This window comes from Candidatus Dechloromonas phosphoritropha, from assembly GCA_016722705.1.
GTDB lineage: Bacteria > Pseudomonadota > Gammaproteobacteria > Burkholderiales > Rhodocyclaceae > Azonexus > Azonexus phosphoritrophus.
In genome coordinates this window covers 238,918-260,891 of record JADKGN010000005.1, presented here as the reverse complement: position 1 = coordinate 260,891, position 21,974 = coordinate 238,918, and the positions used below count along the sequence as shown (strand labels likewise).

Sequence of the window (21,974 nt, the reverse complement as noted above, 5' to 3'; positions counted from 1 at the left end):
TGCTGTTTATGCTACTCTTCAGTTGGCTTGGGGGCGTTGTTTCTGTTGCAAACGAGCCTTTCAAGAAACAAATTACAAGACCTAATCCAATATATAAAAGCGACTTGGATAATGGATCTAATATGGTATATTCGATTCTCTGATTATGTAGTATCATGAGGGTCAGCGTCATTTAGTAAGGCGTCCGCTTCGGGTTGCCTGCCCAATCCTCTTGACTTAGCGGTCTGTCATCTAATTTTGGCAACTTTGCCATCTGGCCGCGCCAAGATATAATCGAGCATGTAACCAATTGATATAAATAGGCGTTATATGACGGCCTAAATATGCCAATATCGTTTCACGGCTAACGGACTACATTCATGGCGCCAATTTCCTTGCCGCCGCCCGCCGCGAGCCTCGGTTTTTCACCCGAAACCGTGAATTGCCATTCACGAATCTGATCGCTTTCCTGCTCACCGGCATTCGCGGCGCAGTTCAGGCGGAGCTTGATTCCTGCTTTGCCCTGCTTGCCGGAAGAACCCGCCTTTGTCGGGCGATCACGGCCAGTGCCTTCTCAAAGGCGCGCAGCCATCTGGTCGCCAATCTCTTTGAGCCGCTCAATACAGAATTGCTGCGCCTGGTCGATGAGGTCGTTCCGCAGCAGCCGGACTGGCAAGGCTTGCGGGTCTTGGCGGCGGATGCATCGAAGGTACGTCTGACCTTGCTTGACCTGGAAGGGCGCCGCCATATTCGAGAAGCGGCCATCTTCGGTTTGTTTCGGCCAGGGATCGAATTGTTCGACTCGCTGATTTTGCACAGTTCGCTGGTCGGCGAACGTCAGATGTTGTTTGAGCGGCTTGACCGACTCGGTGCTCAGGACATGCTGGTGCTTGATCGCGGGTATCCGGGTGCCTGGTTGGTCGCGGCGCTGTTGCATCGAGGTATCCCCTTTTGCATACGCTGTGATTCGTCCGCTTCCTTTTCTGCCATCACCCAGTTCATGCGATCCGGAGAAGATGAGGCGCAGGTGACATTGCCGCCACCGCATCGTCAGGATGCCATTGATTACGAGTGTCCGCGTCTGCCTTCTATGGTTCGCCTGATTCGTCAGGTGACGCCGACTGGCAAGGTACGGGTCTTGATCAATCCTCTTGACTTAGCGCGTTTGCATATTTTACAGCCGCCGCGATAAGCCGGCCATATCGGGGTAGAATTGGGTCTCGTAACGGATTGATATTTATAGGTTAAATATGCCGTCCTAAATATGTCAATGTGCTTTTCAGGCTTGCGGACTTCATTCAGAGCGCAGCCTTTCGCGAAGCGGCTCGCCGTGATTCCCGGAATTTCACGCGCAGCCGTGGATTGCCCTTCACCGATCTGATCGCTTTCCTGCTCAGCGGTGTGCGTGGGGCCGTGCAGGGCGAACTCGATGCGTTCTTCACGCTGCTGGCGCGGCGAACCCGCTTGTCTCGGGTGGTGACCGCCAGTGCGTTCTCGAAGGCGCGTAGCCGCCTCTATGCGAATGTCTTCGATCCGCTCAACACAGAGTTGCTGCGGCTGGTCGATGAAGCCCTTCCCGGTCAGCCGCTCTGGCAGGGATTGCGGGTTCTGGCCGCCGATGCCTCCAAGGTTCGCTTGACCTTGCTCAACGCGGAGGGCAAGCGGTGTGTGCGCGAGGCGACGCTGTTCGGCTTGTTTCGTCCGGGCATCGAGTTGTTCGATTCGCTGATCCTGCACAGCCCCCTGGTTGGTGAGCGGCAGATGCTGTTCGAGCGCCTGGACCGGATTGACCGCCACGACATGCTGCTGCTCGACCGCGGTTACCCGGGCGCGTGGCTGGTGGCCGCCTTGCTGCATCGGGAGATTCCCTTTTGCATGCGCTGCGATTCGTCGTCGACCTTTGCCGCCATCACGCAGTTCATGCGCTCCGGCCAGGACGACACCGTGGTGACCCTGCCACCGCCGAATTGCCGGGATGCCGTCGATTATGAGTGTCCCCGCCAGGCCTCGACCGTGCGCCTGATCCGCCAAGTGACACCCGCCGGTAAGGTGCGCGTGCTCATGACGTCCTTGCTCGACAGTGCGCAGTATCCGGCGCCTGCATTCGCAGATCTCTATCATCGGCGCTGGCGCATCGAAGAGGCCTTCAAGCGCCTCAAGCATCGCCTGTCGCTTGAGCATACGTCTGGCTTGACCTGGCTCGCGGCCTGTCAGGACGTCGGCGCCAAGATGCTCTGCGACAACCTCAATGCGCTGGCGGTCTATCTGGCCACGGAGCACCTCATCGCCCCAGATTCGCCGTGGCGTATCAATCGCACCTTGGCTTTCTCGCATCTGCGCCGTCTGCTGCCCCAAGTGCTCACCGGCCGCCTTCGCTTGACCTCGCGCATCGTCGCCGCACTGTTCTCCGAGATTGTCCTGAACCTTCAAAAATTCATCCCCAACCGAAACCGACCGCGACCTATTCGACCCAAGCCACACAAGTCTCATGCCTACAAAACCGCTCCATGACAAGATGCTAAGTCACGAGGATTGTTTGTGAACCTCCAGGTTGTTTATAGCAGCATTACAGTAATCAGCTAGCCCGAATTTTTCATAAAAGCAGGCGAATCTCGTTTAACCCATTGATATAATTGGGGTTACGCCAATAACGCTTTGTAAGAAGCCTAAACGAGACCGCCCATGGACCATTCTATCCCAACCCAGCTTCGCTTTCCCGCCAGCGCCGGATTTACGATCCGGGCAGAGTTTGACGGCGGGGCGATGTCCTCCGACTTTGGCGCACTCCTGTTGCGTGGCATCGACCTGCAAATCGGCCTGATTCCCCGCCTGGTCAGCGCGATTCACGACAAACGCCACGCCTCGTACATTGACCATCCCCTGGCCGACCTGCTCCGCCAGCGGATATTCCAGACCGCCAGCGGTTACGCCGACGGTAATGACGCCAACACGCTGCGGCGCGATCCGCTGTTCAAACTGGCGGTCGGTCGTGCCCCGCTGGACGAGGGAAATGACCTGGCCTCCGGCCCCACGCTCTCCCGGCTCGAAAACAGCGTATCGCGCAAAGACATTTACCGCCTGGCCAAAAGCTTCGTCGACGCCTTCATCGCCAGCTACGCCCAAGCGCCTGCCGTGATCGTGCTCGATATGGATCACTCGGAGGATGCCACTCACGGGCAGCAGGAACTGGCGTTCTATAACCCCCACTACGGGAATCACTGCTACCTGCCGCTGTTTCTCTTCGAAGGACTTTCCGGGAAGTTCATTACTGCCGTCCTGCGTCCGGGCAAACGCCCGACTGGCAAGGAGAACGCGGCCATCATCAAGCGCGTGCTGCGCTTGCTCCGCCAGGCTTGGCCCGAGACCCACATCATTCTGCGCGGGGATGGCCACTTCTCGAATCCCGAACTGATGGCCTTGTGCGCGTCCGATCCGCATCTGGACTTCCTCTTCGGCCTGGCCGGCAACCAGGTGCTCTCGCCCAAGGCCGAGCCGCTGCTGAAGAAAGCCCGTGCGCTGCACCAGACACACAGCGCCAACGCCCAGCGCCTGGGGAATCCAGCCCCGGCGGCGACACGACTGTACGACGATATCGAGTATCAGGCGGGCTCGTGGCCCAAGGCTTACCGCGTGGTGGTCAAGGCCGAGGTGATGGCCTTGGGTGACAACCCGCGGTACCTGGTGACCTCGCTGTCCGACCCGACGCCTGAGGTGCTTTACAAAGAGCTGTACTGTGCTCGAGGGCAGGACGAGAACTTCATCAAGGCGGTGAAGAACGACTTGGCCAGTGACCGGACCTCCGATCATGCCTTCCTCGCCAATCACCTGCGGCTGTTCTATTCGTGTGCGGCGTATGGGTTGATTCACGGCTTGCGCGAGAACACGCTGGTGCATACGGAACTGGCCAAGGCGCAACCGCTGTCGATTATCCTGAAACTCTTTAAGTTGGCGGTGCGCGTGGTGCAGTACAAGGATCGGATCAAGCTGTCCTTGCCTACGTCGTGTCCGATGAAGGGGTGCTGGCGCGGGTGACCGAGTTGCTTTACCTCGTCCCGCGCCCGCCGGCACCGGCCTGATCGACTCGGCGACGCCGTCTCATGCTACCGACTCGAATCCGCTTGAGCGGAGGTCAGGTCTCGCCAGCGCTCTGTCCAGGGATCGATGGCGGCAGGGTGTGACGCCCAAACGTAGGACTATGTGGCCCATCATGGCGGGTTGCCAGCAAAATTCGCAGCAAGCTGACTCGCATCACGGCTGGAATGGCACGACATTGACATCACGCGGCGGGTTTATGAAACATCCGGGCTAGCAGCCTGTCGGGCTTTCCCGTAAATATGTTATGATCATATCCATTGACTCTGCTGAACGTTACCATGGCCTTTCACCCGATAGATCGAGACACGGACTACCTGCTATCGCCGTCGGTGCAGGAGTGGTTGCCGCAAGCGCATCTGGCGCGTTCTGTCGTGGATGTCATCGAAGGACTCGACCTGTCGGCACTGGAACGCGCCTACGCGGGACGCGGCAGCGACGCCTATCATCCGGCGATGCTGTTGGGGCTCTTGATTTACGGTTACGCCACGGGCGGCTTCTCCAGTCGCAAGGTCGAACGGGCGACGTACGACTCGCTGGCCTTTCGGTTCATTGCCTGCAACTGCCACTCCGACCACGACACCCTGGCCACCTTTCGGCAGCGCTTTGCAGAGGAATTCCAATCTGTCTTTGTGCAAGTGCTGCAAGTCGCGCGCGAAAATCAACTGTCCAAGTTTGGCACCGTCAGCCTGGACGGGACAAAGATACACGCCAACGCCAGTCGGCACAGCGCCCTGTCGCATGGTCATATCGAGAAGATCGAAGCCCAACTCAAGGCCGAAGTACAGGAACTGCTGGCTCTGGCCGAAGCGGCGGATCAGTCATCGGTACCCAATGGGGTGAGCCTGCCCGACGAGATCAAGCGCCGGGAAGACCATCTGGCAGCAATGGCCGAGGCCAAGGGCAAGATCGAAGCGTGCGCCAAAGAGCGCTTCGATCGAGAACAGGCCGAATACGAAGCGAAGCTGGCCGCGCGTGCGGCCAAGGAAGGGACGGGCAAGAGGTCGAAGGGGCGCGAACCCAAGGCACCGGACCCGGCGCCGCGAGAGGAGGATCAGATCAACCTGACGGATGAGGAGTCCCGCATCATGAAGGTGGTCGGTGGCGGCTTCGAGCAGTGCTACGCCCCGAAGGAAGTCCCCTTGGGGGACAACGCTCAAGCCGCGGTCGATAGCGAAACGATGCTGGTGCTGGCGCCGCACGTCACGGACGCGGCTAACGACAAGGAACAGGTAGCCTCGATGGTGGCCAAAGTACAGGCGCTCCCGGAAGGACTGAATCGGCCGGAAGCGCTCTTGGCGGACACGGGTTTCTTCAGCGAGAAGAACGTTGCGACGTGTCTCGATGCGAAGCTCGAGCCGATGATTGCCGTGGGCCGGGATGCGCATCATCCGGCCTGGCGGGATCGCTTTACCGAACCCGAGCCGCTGGCGGTGGGCGCCAGTCAATCCTCTTGACTTAGCGGTCTGTCATCTAATTTTGGCAACTTTGCCATCTGGCCGCGCCAAGATATAATCGAGCATGTAACCAATTGATATAAATAGGCGTTATATGACGGCCTAAATATGCCAATATCGTTTCACGGCTAACGGACTACATTCATGGCGCCAATTTCCTTGCCGCCGCCCGCCGCGAGCCTCGGTTTTTCACCCGAAACCGTGAATTGCCATTCACGAATCTGATCGCTTTCCTGCTCACCGGCATTCGCGGCGCAGTTCAGGCGGAGCTTGATTCCTTCTTTGCCCTGCTTGCCGGAAGAACCCGCCTTTGTCGGGCGATCACGGCCAGTGCCTTCTCAAAGGCGCGCAGCCATCTGGTCGCCAATCTCTTTGAGCCGCTCAATACAGAATTGCTGCGCCTGGTCGATGAGGTCGTTCCGCAGCAGCCGGACTGGCAAGGCTTGCGGGTCTTGGCGGCGGATGCATCGAAGGTACGTCTGACCTTGCTTGACCTGGAAGGGCGCCGCCATATTCGAGAAGCGGCCATCTTCGGTTTGTTTCGGCCAGGGATCGAATTGTTCGACTCGCTGATTTTGCACAGTTCGCTGGTCGGCGAACGTCAGATGTTGTTTGAGCGGCTTGACCGACTCGGTGCTCAGGACATGCTGGTGCTTGATCGCGGGTATCCGGGTGCCTGGTTGGTCGCGGCGCTGTTGCATCGAGGTATCCCCTTTTGCATACGCTGTGATTCGTCCGCTTCCTTTTCTGCCATCACCCAGTTCATGCGATCCGGAGAAGATGAGGCGCAGGTGACATTGCCGCCACCGCATCGTCAGGATGCCATTGATTACGAGTGTCCGCGTCTGCCTTCTATGGTTCGCCTGATTCGTCAGGTGACGCCGACTGGCAAGGTACGGGTCTTGATGACCTCCTTGCTTGATACCGCGCGGTATCCGGCCACAAGCTTCTCAGCCCTTTATCACAGCCGTTGGCGTATCGAGGAGGCGTTCAAGCGCATCAAACACCGGCTCAATCTGGAGCACACGTCCGGCCTGACTTGGCTGGCCGCCTGCCAGGATGTTGGGGCCAAGATGGTGTGTGACAATCTCAATGCCCTGGCCACCTACCTGGCTGCGGAAGAGCGGCTGCCCAGCGATTCGCCATGGCGAGTGAATCGGACGATGGCCTTCAATACCGTACGTCGTATCTTGCCCCGAGTCTTGGCGGGTGTGCAGCAAATCACCACCCGAGTTACCAAGGAAATCTTCTCGGAAATCGTCAAAAACCTTCAGAAATTTATCCCTGATCGTGCTCGACCTCGGCCAAACCAGCGAAAGCCTCACCTGTCCTTTGCTTACAAACCCGCCGTATGACTATGGACTAAGTTGAGAGGATTGGGGCGCCAGTCCGGTCGAGACTATGAAGCACACGCTCAAGACCGCGGTGGGTCGGAAGACCTACGCACTGCGCAAGCAGACTGTCGAGCCGAGGTTCGGCATCATCAAGTCGGTGATGGGCTTCCAGCAGTTTCTGCTGCGTGGCCTGGAGAATGTCCGCAACGAATGGACGCTGGTTTGCCTCACGTGGAATTTGAAGCGCGTGGCCGTATTGCGCCCACAGTAAGGAAAATAAGGAGGAATGGTGCGTCCACAAGCGAGAATCAAGCGAAATTCATTGCAAATGCATATTCCATCAACCGCAGGCTCTGCTTTACGGTAGATTAGTGAATCAAGTCCGACGGGCCGCTAGGCAATGCTTGTTGCTTTTCCCAGACATTCGAAACCGGCGAATACGCTGTGAATATGATGCTCCATGGAGGGATATTACTGAGGAAAACGCCAGCGTTCTAGCTTGCGCCGGGAGTGCCTGCCAGCGCTCCGGTCAAGGCCGTTCGACGCGAAATTCCAGGCGGTTGCCCTGCTCATCGACACCGCTGCCTTTCCAGGAGCGACAGCTGATCGCTTCCCAATGCATGGGGATGCGCCGTCCGTCGCTGCAGCGCACGACTCCCTCGCCACTTTCCCCGATGCAACTGCCAGGCGTAGTTGAAGCCGATGGCGGAGATGCTTGGCCGTCGCAGGTCAAATGCCCGGCCGGGTCGCTCAGTACGAAACGCCCGCCGCCGCTGTTGCCCGGATACCCCTTGCCATGCAACTCCCCAGGCACGTCGCTCAGCGTGCCGCGCGCCTGATAGCCGACGGCGCAAGCTGCCACCAGGAACGGAATCAGGAAGACCACGGCAGCGCGACAGTTCTTCATGTGTGCTCGGGAAGCGCAGGTGCGCGCGTGATATCGAGGTGATCGTCAATAAATTCGCGGACCCGGTGCTCGGCCTTGACACTGAAAAAGCGCCCGACAACTTCGCCATTAACGAACAACAGGACGCTGGGAAAGCCGCGCCGCACATAGCACCCGGCAAGCTTCATGCTGGCGCCCTTGTCAACTTCAACCTGGGTCATCTTCAGCTTGCCGAAGTGATCGGCGATGACCCGTTTGAGCACCGGCGTCAGCGCCCGGCGCAGCGGGCACCAGTCACCCCGGAAATCGACCATGACCGGCACGGTGTGCGACGCCTCGATGACGTCGCGGTCGAAGTGTTCGAGGTGCGTAGCGAAAATCAGGCTGGCGGTGCGGCTGGCAAGCGTGTACGGCATAAAAATTGCAGATGAGAATATCGAGCCGCCTATTTTGCCTCAAGGGCGGCAGTTTCCAGCAGCGGCACTCTTGCCGGCACGGCGGCGCAAGGTATTTTCAGCGATAATTCCCACTTTGCCACCCCATTCGGCACTCGACGTGAATCCGCATCTCGCCCAACTCCAGCCCTACCCCTTCGAAAAGCTGCGCACCCTATTTGCCGGTGTGACACCCAACCCGCAATACAAGGAAATCAAGCTCTCCATCGGTGAACCGCAACACCCGACACCGGCGTTCATCATGGGCGCGCTGGCCAATGGCCTGAAAGGGCTGGCCAATTACCCGACAACGCAGGGCATTCCGGCGCTACGCCAGTCAATTGCCGCGTGGTGCCAGCGCCGTTATGGTCTTGAACTGAATCCGGAAAGCGAAATTCTGCCGGTCAACGGCTCGCGCGAGGCGCTTTTTTCATTTGCGCAGACGGTAATCGATCCCAGCCGCGGTCATGTTCCAATAGTCGTTAGCCCGAACCCGTTCTATCAGATCTACGAAGGCGCGGCCTATCTCGCTGGCGCCGAACCGCGCTTCCTGAACAACCTGCCCGAAAACGATTTTGCTTTCGACTACGGTGCGCTATCGGAGGCGGAATGGTCGCGCGTCCAGCTGTTCTATGTCTGTTCGCCGGGCAACCCAACCGGCAAGGTGCTGTCTCTGGCCGACTGGAAGAGACTGTTCGAACTGTCCGACAAATACGGTTTCATCATCGCCTCCGATGAGTGCTATTCCGAAATCTATTTCGACGAGGCCAATCCGCCGATCGGCGGACTGCAGGCGGCGAAACTGCTCGGCCGCTCGAACGAACGGCTGGTCATGTTCTCCAGCCTGTCGAAGCGCTCCAACGTACCAGGCATGCGTTCCGGTTTCGTTGCCGGCGACGAAAAAATCCTCAAGAAATTCCTGCTCTACCGGACTTACCACGGCTGCGCCATGGCCCCGCCGGTACAGACCGCCTCAGTCGCCGCCTGGAACGACGAAGCACATGTGCTCGACAACCGCAACCAGTACCGTGAGAAATTTGCCGCCTGCACGCCACTGATCGGCGAGGTGCTCGGCACCGCCGTGCCCGACGCCAGCTTCTACCTGTGGGCGAGGGTAGACAAACTCGCACCCATCACCGACACCGAGTTCGCCCGCGGCCTGCTCGAGCACTATAATGTCATCGTTCTGCCCGGTAGCTTTCTGGCTCGCGAAGTCGATGGCGCCAACCCGGGCGCTGGTTTCGTCCGTATCGCACTGGTCGCGTCGTTGGCCGAGTGTCTCGACGCCGCCGGCCGGATTCGTCAATTTTCCCAACAACTTTAATCGGAGACTCGTTACATGACCCATCCTCTGCAAGCCCCCATCGAAGAACTCTGGGAACGCCGCGCCGAACTGTCTCCGCAATCGTCGGTCGCCACCATCACCGCCATTGAATCGGTCATTGCCGATGTCGACGCCGGCAAGCTACGCGTCGCTGAGAAAATTGCTGGCGAATGGCTCACCCACCAGTGGATCAAGAAGGCAGTTTTGCTGTCGTTCCGTGTCCGCGACAACCGCATTCAGCAAGCCGGCGACATCCGCTTTTACGACAAGGTCGACACCAAGTTCGAAGCGTGGACCGAGGAGCAGTTTCGCCAGGGTGGCTTCCGTGTCGTGCCGGGCACCATCGTGCGCAAGGGTTCGTTTGTCGCCAAAAACGCAGTGCTGATGCCGTCGTTCGTCAACATCGGCGCCTATGTCGATGAGGGCACCATGGTCGACACCTGGGTCACCGTCGGTTCCTGCGCACAAATCGGTAAGAACGTGCACCTGTCCGGCGGCGTCGGCATTGGTGGCGTCCTCGAGCCGCTGCAAGCCAACCCGACCATCATCGAAGACAACTGCTTCATCGGCGCCCGCTCGGAAGTGGTTGAAGGCGTCATCGTCGGCGAGAACTCCGTCGTTTCGATGGGCGTCTATCTCGGCCAGAGCACGCCGATCTACGACCGCGAAACCGGCACTGTCAGCTACGGCCGCATCCCGCCGGGCTCGGTCGTCATCAGCGGCAGCCTGCCCAAGGCCGACGGCAAGTACAGCCTATACGCAGCAATCATCGTCAAGAAGGTCGACGCGCAGACCCGCGCCAAGACCAGCATCAACGAACTGCTGCGCGCCTGATCGCAACCCCGAGACCCGGAGGTCACGAATGATCCTCGACAAATTGTTCCAGTTGATGGCTGAAAAGCAGGCCTCCGATATTTTCATATCCGCCGGCACGCCGATTCACATCAAAATTCAGGGCAACACCATGCCCGTGAACCAGCAGGTGATGCTGCCGGACATGATCGAAAAGATCGCCTTCGAGCTGATGTCGCCCGACCAAGCCAAGGTTTTCGAGGCAACGATGGAGATGAACCTGTCCTTCGGCGTGCCGCAGATCGGCAACTTCCGGGTCAATCTCTTCCGCCAGCGCGGGTCAATCAGCATCGTAGTCCGCTTCATTCTTGGCAACATTCCGCAGATCGCATCGCTCGACCTGCCGCCGGTGCTTGGCGACCTGATCATGGAAAAACGCGGACTGGTGCTGATCGTCGGCGCCACCGGATCGGGCAAGTCGACGACCATCGCCTCCATGCTCGATCACCGCAACGCCAATCGCGCCGGCCACATCCTTACCGTCGAGGACCCGATCGAATTCCTGTTCAAGCACAAGAAATCCATCGTCAACCAGCGCGAAATCGGCATGGATACGCTGGACTGGGCTGCCGCGCTGAAGAACGCCATGCGTCAGGCGCCGGATTGCATCCTGATCGGCGAAATCCGCGACAAGGAAACGATGCAGGCGGCGATCGCCTACGCGCAGACCGGCCACCTGTGCCTCGCCACGCTGCACGCCAACAACAGCTACCACGCGCTCAACCGGATCATCAGCTTCTTTCCGCTGGAGAACCGGCCGGCGCTGTTCCTCGACCTTTCCGTCGCCCTGCGCGCGATCATGTCCCAGCGCCTGGTGAGGAGACCTGACGGCCTGCGGCTCCCCGCCTGCGAGGTCATGATCAACACTCGTCACATCAGCGAACTGATCGAGCGCGGCGAAGTCCAGGGCATCAAGGATGCGATGGAGCAGACGCTCGCACCGGGATCGCAGACCTTCGAACAGGATCTCTTCAGGCTCTATCGCGAGGGCAAGATTTCGCTTGACGAAGCGCTAACCAACGCCGACTCGCCGACAAATCTCTCCTGGCTGATCAACAATTCAGAGATCAATCAGGGCAACAAGGACGAGCGGAAAACCGACGCCGCGCTGGAGTTCGACAGCACCGACGCGAGCGGCGTATCGTTCAAGGAGTTTTCGCTCAGCCTCGGCGACGGCGACCCGAGCAACTGATGCCCGATCCGACCCTGGCACTGGCCGGGCAGATCATCGCCCGGCCTTCGGTGACCCCAGACGATGCCGGATGCATGGAAATCATCGCGGCCCGCCTGCAAGCGCTGGGCTTTTTCTGCGAGTTCATCGACCGCAACGGCGTCACCAACCTGTGGGCGCGGCGCGGCACCGCCAAACCGCTGTTCGTCTTCGCCGGCCACACCGATGTCGTGCCGACCGGCCCGCTCGATCTGTGGACCTCACCGCCGTTCGCCCCGGAAATCCGCGACGGCATGCTCTACGGGCGCGGTGCCGCCGATATGAAATCCTCGCTGGCGGCGATGTTGACCGCAACGAAAGCGTTCATCGCCGCCCACCCGCAACATCCCGGCTCGCTCGCCTTCCTGCTTACCTCCGACGAGGAAGGCGATGCCAACGATGGCACCATCGCCGTCGTCGAAGCCCTCAAGGCGCGTGGCGAACGGCTAAATTTCTGCGTCATCGGCGAACCAACCTCGGTCGACACGCTGGGCGACATGATCAAGAACGGCCGCCGCGGTTCACTGTCCGGCGCCCTGACCGTCAAGGGCATCCAGTGCCACATCGCCTACCCGCACCTCGGCCGCAATCCGATCCATCTGGCGGCGCCGGCGATCGCCGAACTGAGCGACACCGAATGGGACCAGGGCAACGAATATTTCCCGCCGACGACTTGGCAGATTTCCAACATTCATGGCGGCACCGGCGCCACCAACGTCGTGCCGGGCAGCGTCGAGATCAAATTCAATTTCCGTTTTTCCACGGCCAGTACGCCGGAAGGACTGCAGCAGCGCCTGACCGGCATCCTCGACAAGCATAGCCTGGACTACGACATCAAATGGACGCTTGGTGCCCGGCCGTTCCTGACCGAGCGCGGCCCGCTGGCCGAAGCTGCCAGTAGCACTATCCACGAAATCTGCGGCATCGAAACCGAGCTATCGACCACCGGCGGCACTTCGGACGGCCGCTTCATCACCGAAATCTGCGACCAGTTGCTGGAAATCGGCCCGGTCAACGCAACCAGCCACAAGATCGACGAATGCGTCGACATCGCGGCACTGCCGAAACTCTCGGCGATCTACACTCGCATCCTCGAGCGCCTGCTAACAGCATGAGCGACCCGACCGCGCGCAGCGAACTTGCCACAGTTCGCGACTACATCCGCTACGCGGTCAGCCGCTTCACCGCCGCCGGCCTCTTCTTCGGCCACGGCAACGACAACGCCTGGGACGAAGCCGTCTACCTGACGCTGTACACCCTCAATCTGCCACTCGACCGCCTAGAACCCTTCCTCGACGCCCGCCTGCTGGCCAGCGAACGCGACGCCCTGCTCGACATCTACCGGCGCCGTGTCGAGGATCGCCTGCCAGCTGCCTACCTGACCAACGAAGCCTGGCTTGCCGGCCACCGTTTCTATGTCGACGAACGCGTCATCGTGCCACGCTCCTTCATTGCCGAACTGTTGCAAGAACAACTGGCGCCGTGGATCGACGATCCGTGGGCCATCGAATCTGCACTCGACCTATGCACCGGCTCCGGCTGCCTGGCCATCCTCGCCGCCCTCGCCTTCCCGCAAGCTCGGGTCGATGCGGTCGACCTGTCACCAGAGGCAATTTCCGTCGCCGAACGCAATATCGAGGAATACGGCCTCAGCGAGCGCATCGAAATCATCCACTCTGACGCCTTCGCCAGTCTGGTTGGAAAACGCTACGACCTGATCATCTCCAACCCGCCCTACGTCAATGCCGACTCGGTCGCCGCGCTGCCGCCGGAATACCTGCACGAACCGGTCATGGCGCTCGGCTCAGGCAAGGATGGCCTCGATTTCACCCGCACCATCCTGCGCGAGGCGAAGCGTCACCTGACCCCAGACGGCCTGCTCATCGTCGAGATCGGCCACAACCGCGAAGAACTGGAAGCCGCCTATCCGACACTGCCCTTCACCTGGCTCGATACCGCTGCCGGCAATGAATTCGTTTTCCTGCTGCGCGCCGCAGACTTGCCCGAACAAGCTGGCTGATCGACCCGGTTCAACGAATTGCCGCGCCCCTTCGCGGGCGCTGACCTTTCTTATCTTTCGCCGCTAGCCTGATCGGAGCGCTGCTGCGCCTGCAGGTTGGCTTGGTCGATCTTCTGCTGCATCTGCTCCATTGTCTTCCTGCCCTGCTCGATTTCCTGCTTCTTTAGCGCGGTGCCGGTTGCCGCAGTACTCGCCGTTTCCACACCGCAGGCGCTTAGAGACAGGGTGATGGCAAGTAAAGGCAAACACTTCATCGTCAAGACTGCGCTGCCGAAATCAAAGCCGACTCAGACACGGATGGCAAGTAAAGGCAAACACTTCATCGTCAAGACTCCTCAGTGGCTTCGACTATTCGACAGCAGTGAGTATCGCCTGCAAGAGCTGCCAGCAGCGTCCGACGGTCTCAATCTCCACCGACTCGCCCGGCGCATGCGCGCCACGGATCGTCGGACCGAAGGAAACGATATCGAGCCCCGGATACTTCGCGCCAATGATCCCGCATTCTAGCCCGGCGTGGATTACCTGCACCCGAGAATCGCTACCGAATTCCTGGCGATAGACCGACCTGCACAGGGAGAGCAGCCGCGAATCGGGATTCGGCGACCATCCCGGGTAATGTCCCGCCTTCTCGGCAACGGTCCCGGACAGCGCAAAAAGGCTGACGATCTCGTCCGCCAGCGCTGCGCTGCCACTGTCCAGCAGCGAGCGAACCATGAAATTGCACGAGCCACCAGTCACATCGAGTTTGACCATGCCGAGGTTATTGGAGGTCTCGACGACGCCAGGTAGTTGCCGGCTCATGCGCCGGACGCCATGCGGAGCGGCTTGCAGCGAGGCCAGCCAGACGCCCTGGTCGGCGGGCGACAACAGCACCACAGCGCTGGGTTCCGGCGAATATCCAAGTTTGACGCCTTCATCGACCCCAGCCAGTTCCCGGCGCAGCCAGCCATCCCATTTCTCCAGACCGGCGACTAGTATATCGTTCCATCAATATAATTACGTATTATGCGATTTCAAGGTCAAATTTCTTCCAGCGAAAGACAACTGGGGTGGCGTTCATCTCATCGATACCTTTCAGGATGCGCGCTTTGAGTTCATGGATCGAGGCGACGCGGATATGGCGGAGGAAGGTCCGGGCCATTTTCGAGAAAGCGCATTCGATCAAGTTGAGCCAAGAACCATGCTTGGGTGTATGAACATACTCGAAACGTCCGGGTCGCGTCGCCAAGTAAGCCATCGTCTCTTTCGAGATGTGGGCCGAGTGATTGTCGAGGACGACACGGATAATGGCCTCCGGCGGGTAGTACGCATCGATCGAACGGAGCAAACCGATGAATTCGCAGCTGCGGTGCCGGTCTTCGACTTGGGCAAACACATGGCCGGCGTGCAAGTCGATGCCGGCCAGGATCGATACGGTTCCATGGCGGACGTACTCGTAATCCCGACTCACCGTCGGCGCTTTGCCGGGAACCGGTGGCCGGTCAGGCGCCGTCAAGCCAATCGCTTGAACGCCGGGCTTTTCATCGACACTGACCGTGTAAATCGGGTTCGGCCGTCCATCATGAACGGCGCCTTCGGTGTAGAGGGAAACGTCCCGGGACCATCAGCACCTCATGCATCTTCCGGTCGAAGTCGGGATCCCGTTTCTCCAGGTAGTAGGTGATCTTGTGGGGTTTGAGTTGGTTTGCATCAAGAATCCGCCAGACCGTGCTCTTGCCCGCACCGGCAAGACGAGGGAAGCCCGATGCCGCTGCCTGTTCGGCCACATGGCGGGCCAGCGCCGAGATGCTCCACAACTCCGCAGCCAGTCCAAACTCCCTTGGTTTGGTGCACGCTACGCTGACCACCCAAGCCTTGGCCTCCTCAGTAATCTCCGGGGCGTGAGGCCGGTGGTAGGCATCCTTCAATCCGGCTTGAATGCCCGCCGCAAGTGCCTTGTCGATGCATTTGTAGATCATCGGCCGGCTGACGCCCAACTGCCGCTGAATCTCGGTGATCGATACGCCCTGCGCGTATTTGAGCAGCACGCCGGCACGCTCCGCTTCGCGCACCGCTGCCGTTCGCGACGCCGCCAATTCAGACAACCTGGATCTCTGCTCGTCTGTCAGCAACAGTGCTGCTCGCCCGCTTGTCCGTCCCATGATCACCTCCACGTCAAATGCTAAGACAATCATGGCAATTAAAGGCACGTTTGTAAATATATTAATGGAACGTACTATCCCGGATGTTTCATAAACCCGCCGCGCGATGTCAATGTCGTGCCATTCCAGCCGTGATGCGAGTCAGCTTGCTGCGAATTTTGCTGCCAACCCGCCACGATCGGCCAAATACCCCAACTTTTGGGCATCACACCCTGCCGCCATCGATCCCTGGACAGAGCGCTGGCGAGACCTGACCTCCGCTCAAGCGGATTCGAGTCGGTAGCATGAGACGGCGTCGCCGAGTCGATCAGGCCGGTGCCGGCGGGCGCGGGACGAGGTAAAGCAACTCGGTCACCCGCGCCAGCACCCCTTCATCGGACACGACGTAGGCAAGGACAGCTTGATCCGATCCTTGTACTGCACCACGCGCACCGCCAACTTAAAGAGTTTCAGGATAATCGACAGCGGTTGCGCCTTGGCCAGTTCCGTATGCACCAGCGTGTTCTCGCGCAAGCCGTGAATCAACCCATACGCCGCACACGAATAGAACAGCCGCAGGTGATTGGCGAGGAAGGCATGATCGGAGGTCCGGTCACTGGCCAAGTCGTTCTTCACCGCCTTGATGAAGTTCTCGTCCTGCCCTCGAGCACAGTACAGCTCTTTGTAAAGCACATCAGGCGTCGGGTCGGACAGCGAGGTCACCACGTACCGCGGGTTGTCACCCAAGGCCATCACCTCGGCCTTGACCACCACGCGGTAAGCCTTGGGCCACGAGCCCGCCTGATACTCGATATCGTCGTACAGTCGTGTCGCCGCAGGCTCGGCGTTCCCCAGGCGCTGGGCGTTGGCGCTGTGTGTCTGGTGCAGCGCACGGGCTTTCTTCAGCAGCGGCTCGGCCTTGGGCGAGAGCACCGGGTTGCCGGCCAGGCCGAAGAGGAAGTCCAGATGCGGATCGGACGCGCACAAGGCCATCAGTTCGGGATTCGAGAAGTGGCCATCCCCGCGCAGAATGATGTGGGTCTCGGGCCAAGCCTGGCGGAGCAAGCGCAGCACGCGCTTGATGATGGCCGCGTTCTCCTTGCCAGTCGGGCGTTTGCCCGGACGCAGGACGGCAGTAATGAACTTCCCGGAAAGTCCTTCGAAGAGAAACAGCGGCAGGTAGCAGTGATTCCCGTAGTGGGGGTTATAGAACGCCAGTTCCTGCTGCCCGTGAGTGGCATCCTCCGAGTGATCCATATCGAGCACGATCACGGCAGGCGCTTGGGCGTAGCTGGCGATGAAGGCGTCGACGAAGCTTTTGGCCAGGCGGTAAATGTCTTTGCGCGATACGCTGTTTTCGAGCCGGGAGAGCGTGGGGCCGGAGGCCAGGTCATTTCCCTCGTCCAGCGGGGCACGACCGACCGCCAGTTTGAACAGCGGATCGCGCCGCAGCGTGTTGGCGTCATTACCGTCGGCGTAACCGCTGGCGGTCTGGAATATCCGCTGGCGGAGCAGGTCGGCCAGGGGATGGTCAATGTACGAGGCGTGGCGTTTGTCGTGAATCGCGCTGACCAGGCGGGGAATCAGGCCGATTTGCAGGTCGATGCCACGCAACAGGAGTGCGCCAAAGTCGGAGGACATCGCCCCGCCGTCAAACTCTGCCCGGATCGTAAATCCGGCGCTGGCGGGAAAGCGAAGCTGGGTTGGGATAGAATAGTCCATAGGCGGTCTCGTTTAGGCTTCTTACAAAGCGTTATTGGCGTAACCACTATTATATCAATGGGTTAAACGAGATTCGCCTGCTTTTATGAAAAATTCGGGCTACTAGTTTCGCCGCCTCTGTTGAGGGAACGGCGACGATGGCAAACGCCTCACGCGGCAGGGCGTTGCGTGCCGTGCCACCGCTAAGGCTGGCCAGACGCAGCGACAGATGTTGTTCAAGTCCACACAGGACACGCACCAGTAATTTGATCGCATTGCCCCGTTCCTCGTGGATATCGACCCCACTGTGCCCGCCACGGAGACCGTGCAAATCGATTCGCCAGCATTGCCAGCCCTCCGGCACCGGCTCGGGCGTAGTGCCGCGCCGCACATTGACGTCGAGGCCGCCGGCACAACCGAGATAGAACTCTCCCCACCGCTCGGTATCCAGGTTGAGCATCAGGCGCCCGTTGAGTGTATCGGGCTGCAGGCCGTGGGCACCTCCCATCCCGGCTTCTTCGTCAACCGTGAACAGCGCCTCGATCGGCCCGTGCTGGAGGCGGGTGTCCTCGAGTACCGCCATAATCAGGGCCACGCCGATCCCGTTGTCGGCCCCCAGCGTGGTGCCGTCGGCGACCAGCCAGCCGCCGCGCCGGACCGGCAGGATCGGGTCACGCGAAAAGTCGTGCGGCGTGTTGGTGTTGTTCTGGCACACCATGTCCAGGTGCGCTTGCAGAATGACGCCGGGGAGATGCTCCCGCCCGGCGCTGGCCGGCTTGCGGATGACGAGGTTGCCGGCGGAGTCGATTACAGCAGCCAGACCATGTTGCGCTGCCCAGACTGACATCTGCTGCCGCAATTTTGCCTCTTGCTTGGAAGCGCGCGGAACCGCGCACAGGGTGACGAAATGCTTCCACACGGTCGCTGGTGCAAGCGACGCGAATACGGATGGTGTCGGCAGATCGGACATGTCCTGGCTCTCAAGCGAAAACCCCCGCAAACCTTGCGGGATGCGGGGGTCTTAATCTGGGGCGACTGATGGGTTTCGAACCCACGACAACCGGAATCACAATCCGGGACTCTACCAACTGAGCTACAGCCGCCATCGAATAGGATGGGAATTGTAGCGAACAATCCGCTCGTCTGTCTATAGATCGTGCCTCACCATGAATGCTGCTGCTTTACCTGCCATGATAGAATTGCGAGCTTTATCTCTTTCGGCTCGTAGTCACAAGGAAATCTCATGGAAGCGACCACCGCTCAAGCCAACGAACTGGAACGCCGCATCGATCTGTCCATCGCCATCGAAAATGTCGAAAAGGAGATGGATCAGCGCCTGAAGCGTATGGGAAAGAACATCAAGATGCCCGGTTTCCGCCCGGGCAAGGTGCCGTTCGGCATCGTCAAACAGCAATACGGCAGCCAGGCGCGCCACGAAGTGCTGTCCGAAGAACTGGACCGCGTCTTCGCCGAGACCGTAACCGCCCAGAAGATGCGTGTTGCCGGCTACCCACGGATCGAGCCCAAGGACAGCGAAAGCACGACTCACCTCGAGTTCTCCGCCATCTTCGAGGTCTATCCGGATTTCGCCGCGGCCGACATGTCGGCCGCGGAAGTCGAGCGTCCAGTTCTTGAAGTCGGTATCAATGAAGTCGACAAGACCCTCGACATCCTGCGCAAGCAGCGTGTCTCCTACGAAGACACCGATCGTGCGACCGCGAAGGAAGACCGCGTCGTCATCGACTTCCTAGGCAAGAAGGATGGCGAGCCTTTCCAAGGCGGTCAGGCAACCGACTATCCTTTCGTGCTGGGCCAAGGCATGATGCTGCCTGACTTCGAGAAGGCCGTTGAAGGCGCCAAGTCTGGCGAATTCAGGACCTTCGACCTAACTTTTCCTGAGGATTATTTTGCCAAGGATCTGGCCGGGCAGACTGTACAGTTCGAGGTCACCGTCAAGCAGGTACAGGCGCCCAAGCTGCCGGAGATCAATGCCGAATTCGCCAGGAGCATGGGCATCGTCGATGGTGATGTGGCCATGATGCGCGCCGAGATCGAAGCCAACCTCAAACGCGAAGTGAAACGCCGCATCGAAGGCAAGCTCAAGGATCAGGTCATGGAAGCCCTGATCAAGGCTAACCCGATTTCCACGCCGAACGCGCTGATCGAGATGGAAGTCCATCGTCTGATGCAGGCTGCCCGTCAGGACATGGAGCAGCGTGGCATGAAGGTCGCGGACATGCCGATCCAGCCCGAGTGGTTTGCCGACCAGGCGCGACGCCGCGTCGTGCTTGGCTTGATTCTTGCGGAACTGGTGAAATCGGAAAAACTTCAGCCAACTCCCGAGCAGGTTCGCGCAATGGTCGAGGAAAGCGCCCAAAGTTACGAGCACCCGGAGGAAGTCGTCCGCTGGTACTATGCCCAACCGCAGCGCTTGGGCGAGGTTGAGGCCCTGGCAATCGAGAGCAATGTTGTCGAATGGGTACTCGCCAAGGCAAAGGTCACTGACAAGGCTGCGGTTTTTGATGAACTCATGAGCCAGAAGCAGTAATCTTCCCGATGTCGCAACGGCGACGAACATCTTGAACGCAACCGACGAGGGCAGACATGAGTAGCGATAACGCAGGCATCCAGGAGCCGCAGGCACTGGGCATGGTCCCGATGGTGATCGAACAGAGCGGCCGTGGCGAGCGCGCGTTCGACATCTATTCCCGCCTCCTGAAGGAGCGCGTGGTATTTCTTGTCGGCCCGGTCAACGACGTCACCGCGAATCTCGTTGTCGCACAACTACTTTTCCTCGAAGCGGACAATCCGGACAAGGACATCTATTTCTACATCAATTCGCCGGGCGGCGCGGTGACTGCCGGCCTCTCGATCTACGATACGATGCAGTTCGTCAAGCCGGATGTGTCCACGCTGTGCATCGGCCAGGCCGCCTCGATGGGCGCCTTCCTGCTCTGTGCCGGCGCCAAGGGTAAGCGTTTCGCGTTGCCCAATTCGCGCGTCATGATTCACCAGCCGCTGGGCGGCTTCCAGGGCCAGGCCTCGGACATCGCCATCCACGCCAGGGAGATACTGTCGATTCGTGATCGTCTGAACCAGATCATGGCCGAACACACCGGTCAACCGCTGGAACGCATCGAAAAGGATACCGATCGTGATAATTTCCTTTCGGCGGGGGAGGCGGCAGAATACGGCCTGATCGACAAGGTGCTGACCCGCCGCGATGCGGCTTGAATGGAGAGGCTCGGATGACCAAAGGCGCCCAGGAAAAACTGCTCTACTGCTCGTTCTGCGGCAAGAGCCAGCACGAAGTCAAGAAACTTATCGCCGGCCCGTCGGTGTTCATCTGCGATGAATGCATCGCGCTGTGCAACGACATCATCCGGGACGAACTTCCGGAAGAGTCCGCCAAGGCCGGTCGCTCCGACCTGCCGACACCGCGCGAAATCTGCTCGATTCTAGACCAGTACGTGATCGGCCAGGAAGTCGCCAAGCGCATTCTCGCCGTCGCCGTCTACAACCATTACAAGCGCTTGCGCCACACCGCCAAGAATGCCGGCGAAGTCGAACTGGCCAAGAGCAATATCCTGCTCGTCGGGCCGACCGGATCCGGCAAGACCCTGCTCGCCCAGACCCTCGCCCGCCTGCTCAACGTACCTTTCGTGATGGCCGACGCGACCACGCTGACCGAAGCCGGCTACGTCGGCGAGGACGTCGAGAACATCATCCAGAAACTGCTTCAGAAGTGCGATTACGACATTGAAAAGGCGCAGCAGGGCATCGTTTATATTGACGAAATTGACAAGATTTCCCGCAAATCGGACAACCCGTCGATCACCCGCGACGTTTCCGGCGAGGGCGTGCAGCAGGCCCTGCTCAAGCTGATCGAAGGCACGGTCGCCTCAATTCCGCCACAGGGCGGGCGCAAGCATCCAAACCAGGACTTCGTCCAGGTCGACACAACCAATATCCTCTTCATCTGCGGCGGCGCCTTTTCCGGCTTGGAAAAGATCATTCTCAACCGATCGGAAAAAGGTGGCATCGGCTTCGGGGCCGAGGTCAAGGGCAAGAAGGACAAGAAGGCCATCGGTCAGGTCCTGCTCGATGCCGAGCCGGAAGACCTGATCAAGTTTGGTCTCATTCCCGAACTTATCGGTCGTCTGCCGGTCGTCGCCACCCTCCAGGAACTCGAGGAACCGGCCCTGATCCAGATCCTTACTGAACCCAAGAATGCGCTGATCAAGCAGTACCAGAAGTTGTTCGGCATGGAAGACGTCGAACTGGAAGTACGTCCCGGTGCCCTTTCCGCCATCGCCAGGAAGGCGCTGGCGCGCAAGACGGGGGCCCGCGGCCTGCGTTCTATCCTCGAACATGCCCTGCTCGACACGATGTACGAACTCCCCGGCATGGAAAATGTCGAAAAGGTCGTCATCGACGAGAACATGATCACCGGTGACACCCCGCCCCTGCTGATTTACGCCGATCAGCCGAAGGTTTCCGGCTCCAACTGAGCCGGGCTTGAATTGCGGTTTCGCGCCCCCAAGTAACGGGGGTATACCTATTTC

16 protein-coding genes, 1 tRNA gene and 5 pseudogenes are annotated in these 21,974 nt (G+C 59.7%); 14 read left to right on the top strand and 8 right to left on the bottom strand.

What is annotated here, in order from left to right; all coding sequences use genetic code 11:
* Positions 1-421: 421 nt before the first annotated feature.
* The 6 genes and pseudogenes from IPP03_20905 (at position 422) to IPP03_20880 (ending at position 7,133) form a co-directional block, all read left to right on the top strand.
* Complete coding sequence (locus IPP03_20905; GenBank protein MBL0354968.1) at positions 422-1,171, top strand: hypothetical protein; 750 nt, start codon at positions 422-424, stop codon at positions 1,169-1,171.
* Between the two features lie 56 nt (positions 1,172-1,227).
* Positions 1,228-2,490, top strand: coding sequence for an IS4 family transposase (locus IPP03_20900; protein ID MBL0354967.1), 1,263 nt, complete (start codon positions 1,228-1,230; stop codon positions 2,488-2,490).
* A gap of 171 nt (positions 2,491-2,661) precedes the next feature.
* Positions 2,662-4,055, top strand: a pseudogene (locus tag IPP03_20895) (IS1380 family transposase).
* Between the two features lie 297 nt (positions 4,056-4,352).
* Positions 4,353-5,501 (top strand): annotated as a pseudogene (locus tag IPP03_20890) (transposase).
* 167 nt (positions 5,502-5,668) lie between these two features.
* Complete coding sequence (locus IPP03_20885; GenBank protein ID MBL0354966.1) at positions 5,669-6,883, top strand: IS4 family transposase; 1,215 nt, start codon at positions 5,669-5,671, stop codon at positions 6,881-6,883.
* A gap of 28 nt (positions 6,884-6,911) precedes the next feature.
* Positions 6,912-7,133, top strand: a pseudogene (locus IPP03_20880) (transposase).
* A 258-nt stretch (positions 7,134-7,391) separates the two neighbouring features.
* On the opposite strand, the gene IPP03_20875 reads toward IPP03_20880, so the two are convergent.
* Together IPP03_20875 and IPP03_20870 are read right to left on the bottom strand one after the other, a co-directional pair.
* Positions 7,392-7,769 (bottom strand): hypothetical protein, encoded by a 378-nt coding sequence (locus IPP03_20875; protein ID MBL0354965.1) that lies wholly within the window; start codon positions 7,767-7,769, stop codon positions 7,392-7,394.
* On the bottom strand, positions 7,766-8,164 hold the full coding sequence (locus IPP03_20870) for a thioredoxin (GenBank protein ID MBL0354964.1): 399 nt from the start codon (positions 8,162-8,164) through the stop codon (positions 7,766-7,768). Before IPP03_20870 ends, IPP03_20875 begins: the two co-directional genes overlap by 4 nt.
* Positions 8,165-8,303: 139 nt before the next feature.
* Between IPP03_20870 and IPP03_20865 the strand changes: the two genes are divergently transcribed.
* The 5 genes from IPP03_20865 to prmB are packed head-to-tail and all read left to right on the top strand — an operon-like array spanning position 8,304 to position 13,588.
* The gene (locus IPP03_20865; GenBank protein ID MBL0354963.1) at positions 8,304-9,506 is read left to right on the top strand and encodes a succinyldiaminopimelate transaminase; all 1,203 of its coding nucleotides are present in this window, start codon (positions 8,304-8,306) and stop codon (positions 9,504-9,506) included.
* Positions 9,507-9,521: 15 nt separating this feature from the next.
* Positions 9,522-10,340 carry a 2,3,4,5-tetrahydropyridine-2,6-dicarboxylate N-succinyltransferase gene (gene dapD / locus IPP03_20860; GenBank protein MBL0354962.1) on the top strand — a complete coding sequence of 273 codons (819 nt, stop codon included), beginning with the start codon at positions 9,522-9,524 and terminating at the stop codon, positions 10,338-10,340.
* Between the two features lie 28 nt (positions 10,341-10,368).
* Complete coding sequence (locus IPP03_20855) at positions 10,369-11,550, top strand: PilT/PilU family type 4a pilus ATPase (protein MBL0354961.1); 1,182 nt, start codon at positions 10,369-10,371, stop codon at positions 11,548-11,550.
* On the top strand, positions 11,550-12,683 hold the full coding sequence (gene dapE / locus IPP03_20850) for a succinyl-diaminopimelate desuccinylase (GenBank protein MBL0354960.1): 1,134 nt from the start codon (positions 11,550-11,552) through the stop codon (positions 12,681-12,683). The genes IPP03_20855 and dapE overlap by 1 nt, the downstream gene beginning before the upstream one ends.
* Complete coding sequence (gene prmB, locus IPP03_20845) at positions 12,680-13,588, top strand: 50S ribosomal protein L3 N(5)-glutamine methyltransferase (protein ID MBL0354959.1); 909 nt, start codon at positions 12,680-12,682, stop codon at positions 13,586-13,588. The genes dapE and prmB overlap by 4 nt, the downstream gene beginning before the upstream one ends.
* A gap of 50 nt (positions 13,589-13,638) precedes the next feature.
* Here prmB and IPP03_20840 read toward each other — a convergent pair whose 3' ends face one another.
* The 6 genes and pseudogenes from IPP03_20840 to IPP03_20815 all read right to left on the bottom strand — a co-directional run bounded on the left by IPP03_20840 (position 13,639) and on the right by IPP03_20815 (position 18,512).
* Positions 13,639-13,842, bottom strand: a complete 204-nt coding sequence (locus IPP03_20840) for a hypothetical protein (protein MBL0354958.1) — start codon at positions 13,840-13,842, stop codon at positions 13,639-13,641.
* Between the two features lie 94 nt (positions 13,843-13,936).
* Entirely contained in the window at positions 13,937-14,566 is a 630-nt protein-coding gene (locus IPP03_20835; protein ID MBL0354957.1) for a M20/M25/M40 family metallo-hydrolase, read from the bottom strand.
* A gap of 25 nt (positions 14,567-14,591) precedes the next feature.
* A pseudogene (locus tag IPP03_20830) lies at positions 14,592-15,729 on the bottom strand (IS630 family transposase).
* Between the two features lie 307 nt (positions 15,730-16,036).
* Positions 16,037-17,430: pseudogene (locus IPP03_20825) on the bottom strand (IS1380 family transposase).
* A 49-nt stretch (positions 17,431-17,479) separates the two neighbouring features.
* Positions 17,480-18,379 carry a M20/M25/M40 family metallo-hydrolase gene (locus IPP03_20820; protein MBL0354956.1) on the bottom strand — a complete coding sequence of 300 codons (900 nt, stop codon included), beginning with the start codon at positions 18,377-18,379 and terminating at the stop codon, positions 17,480-17,482.
* Positions 18,380-18,436: 57 nt separating this feature from the next.
* Positions 18,437-18,512 (bottom strand) — tRNA-His (locus tag IPP03_20815).
* 140 nt (positions 18,513-18,652) lie between these two features.
* On the opposite strand from IPP03_20815, the gene IPP03_20810 reads away from it, so the two are divergent.
* From IPP03_20810 to clpX, 3 genes are read left to right on the top strand one after another with little or no spacing between them, the layout of a single operon-like run.
* Positions 18,653-19,957, top strand: coding sequence for a trigger factor (locus IPP03_20810; GenBank protein ID MBL0354955.1), 1,305 nt, complete (start codon positions 18,653-18,655; stop codon positions 19,955-19,957).
* A 56-nt stretch (positions 19,958-20,013) separates the two neighbouring features.
* Complete coding sequence (gene clpP, locus IPP03_20805; protein MBL0354954.1) at positions 20,014-20,643, top strand: ATP-dependent Clp endopeptidase proteolytic subunit ClpP; 630 nt, start codon at positions 20,014-20,016, stop codon at positions 20,641-20,643.
* A 14-nt stretch (positions 20,644-20,657) separates the two neighbouring features.
* Positions 20,658-21,920, top strand: a complete 1,263-nt coding sequence (gene clpX, locus IPP03_20800) for an ATP-dependent Clp protease ATP-binding subunit ClpX (GenBank protein ID MBL0354953.1) — start codon at positions 20,658-20,660, stop codon at positions 21,918-21,920.
* Positions 21,921-21,974: the final 54 nt, after the last annotated feature.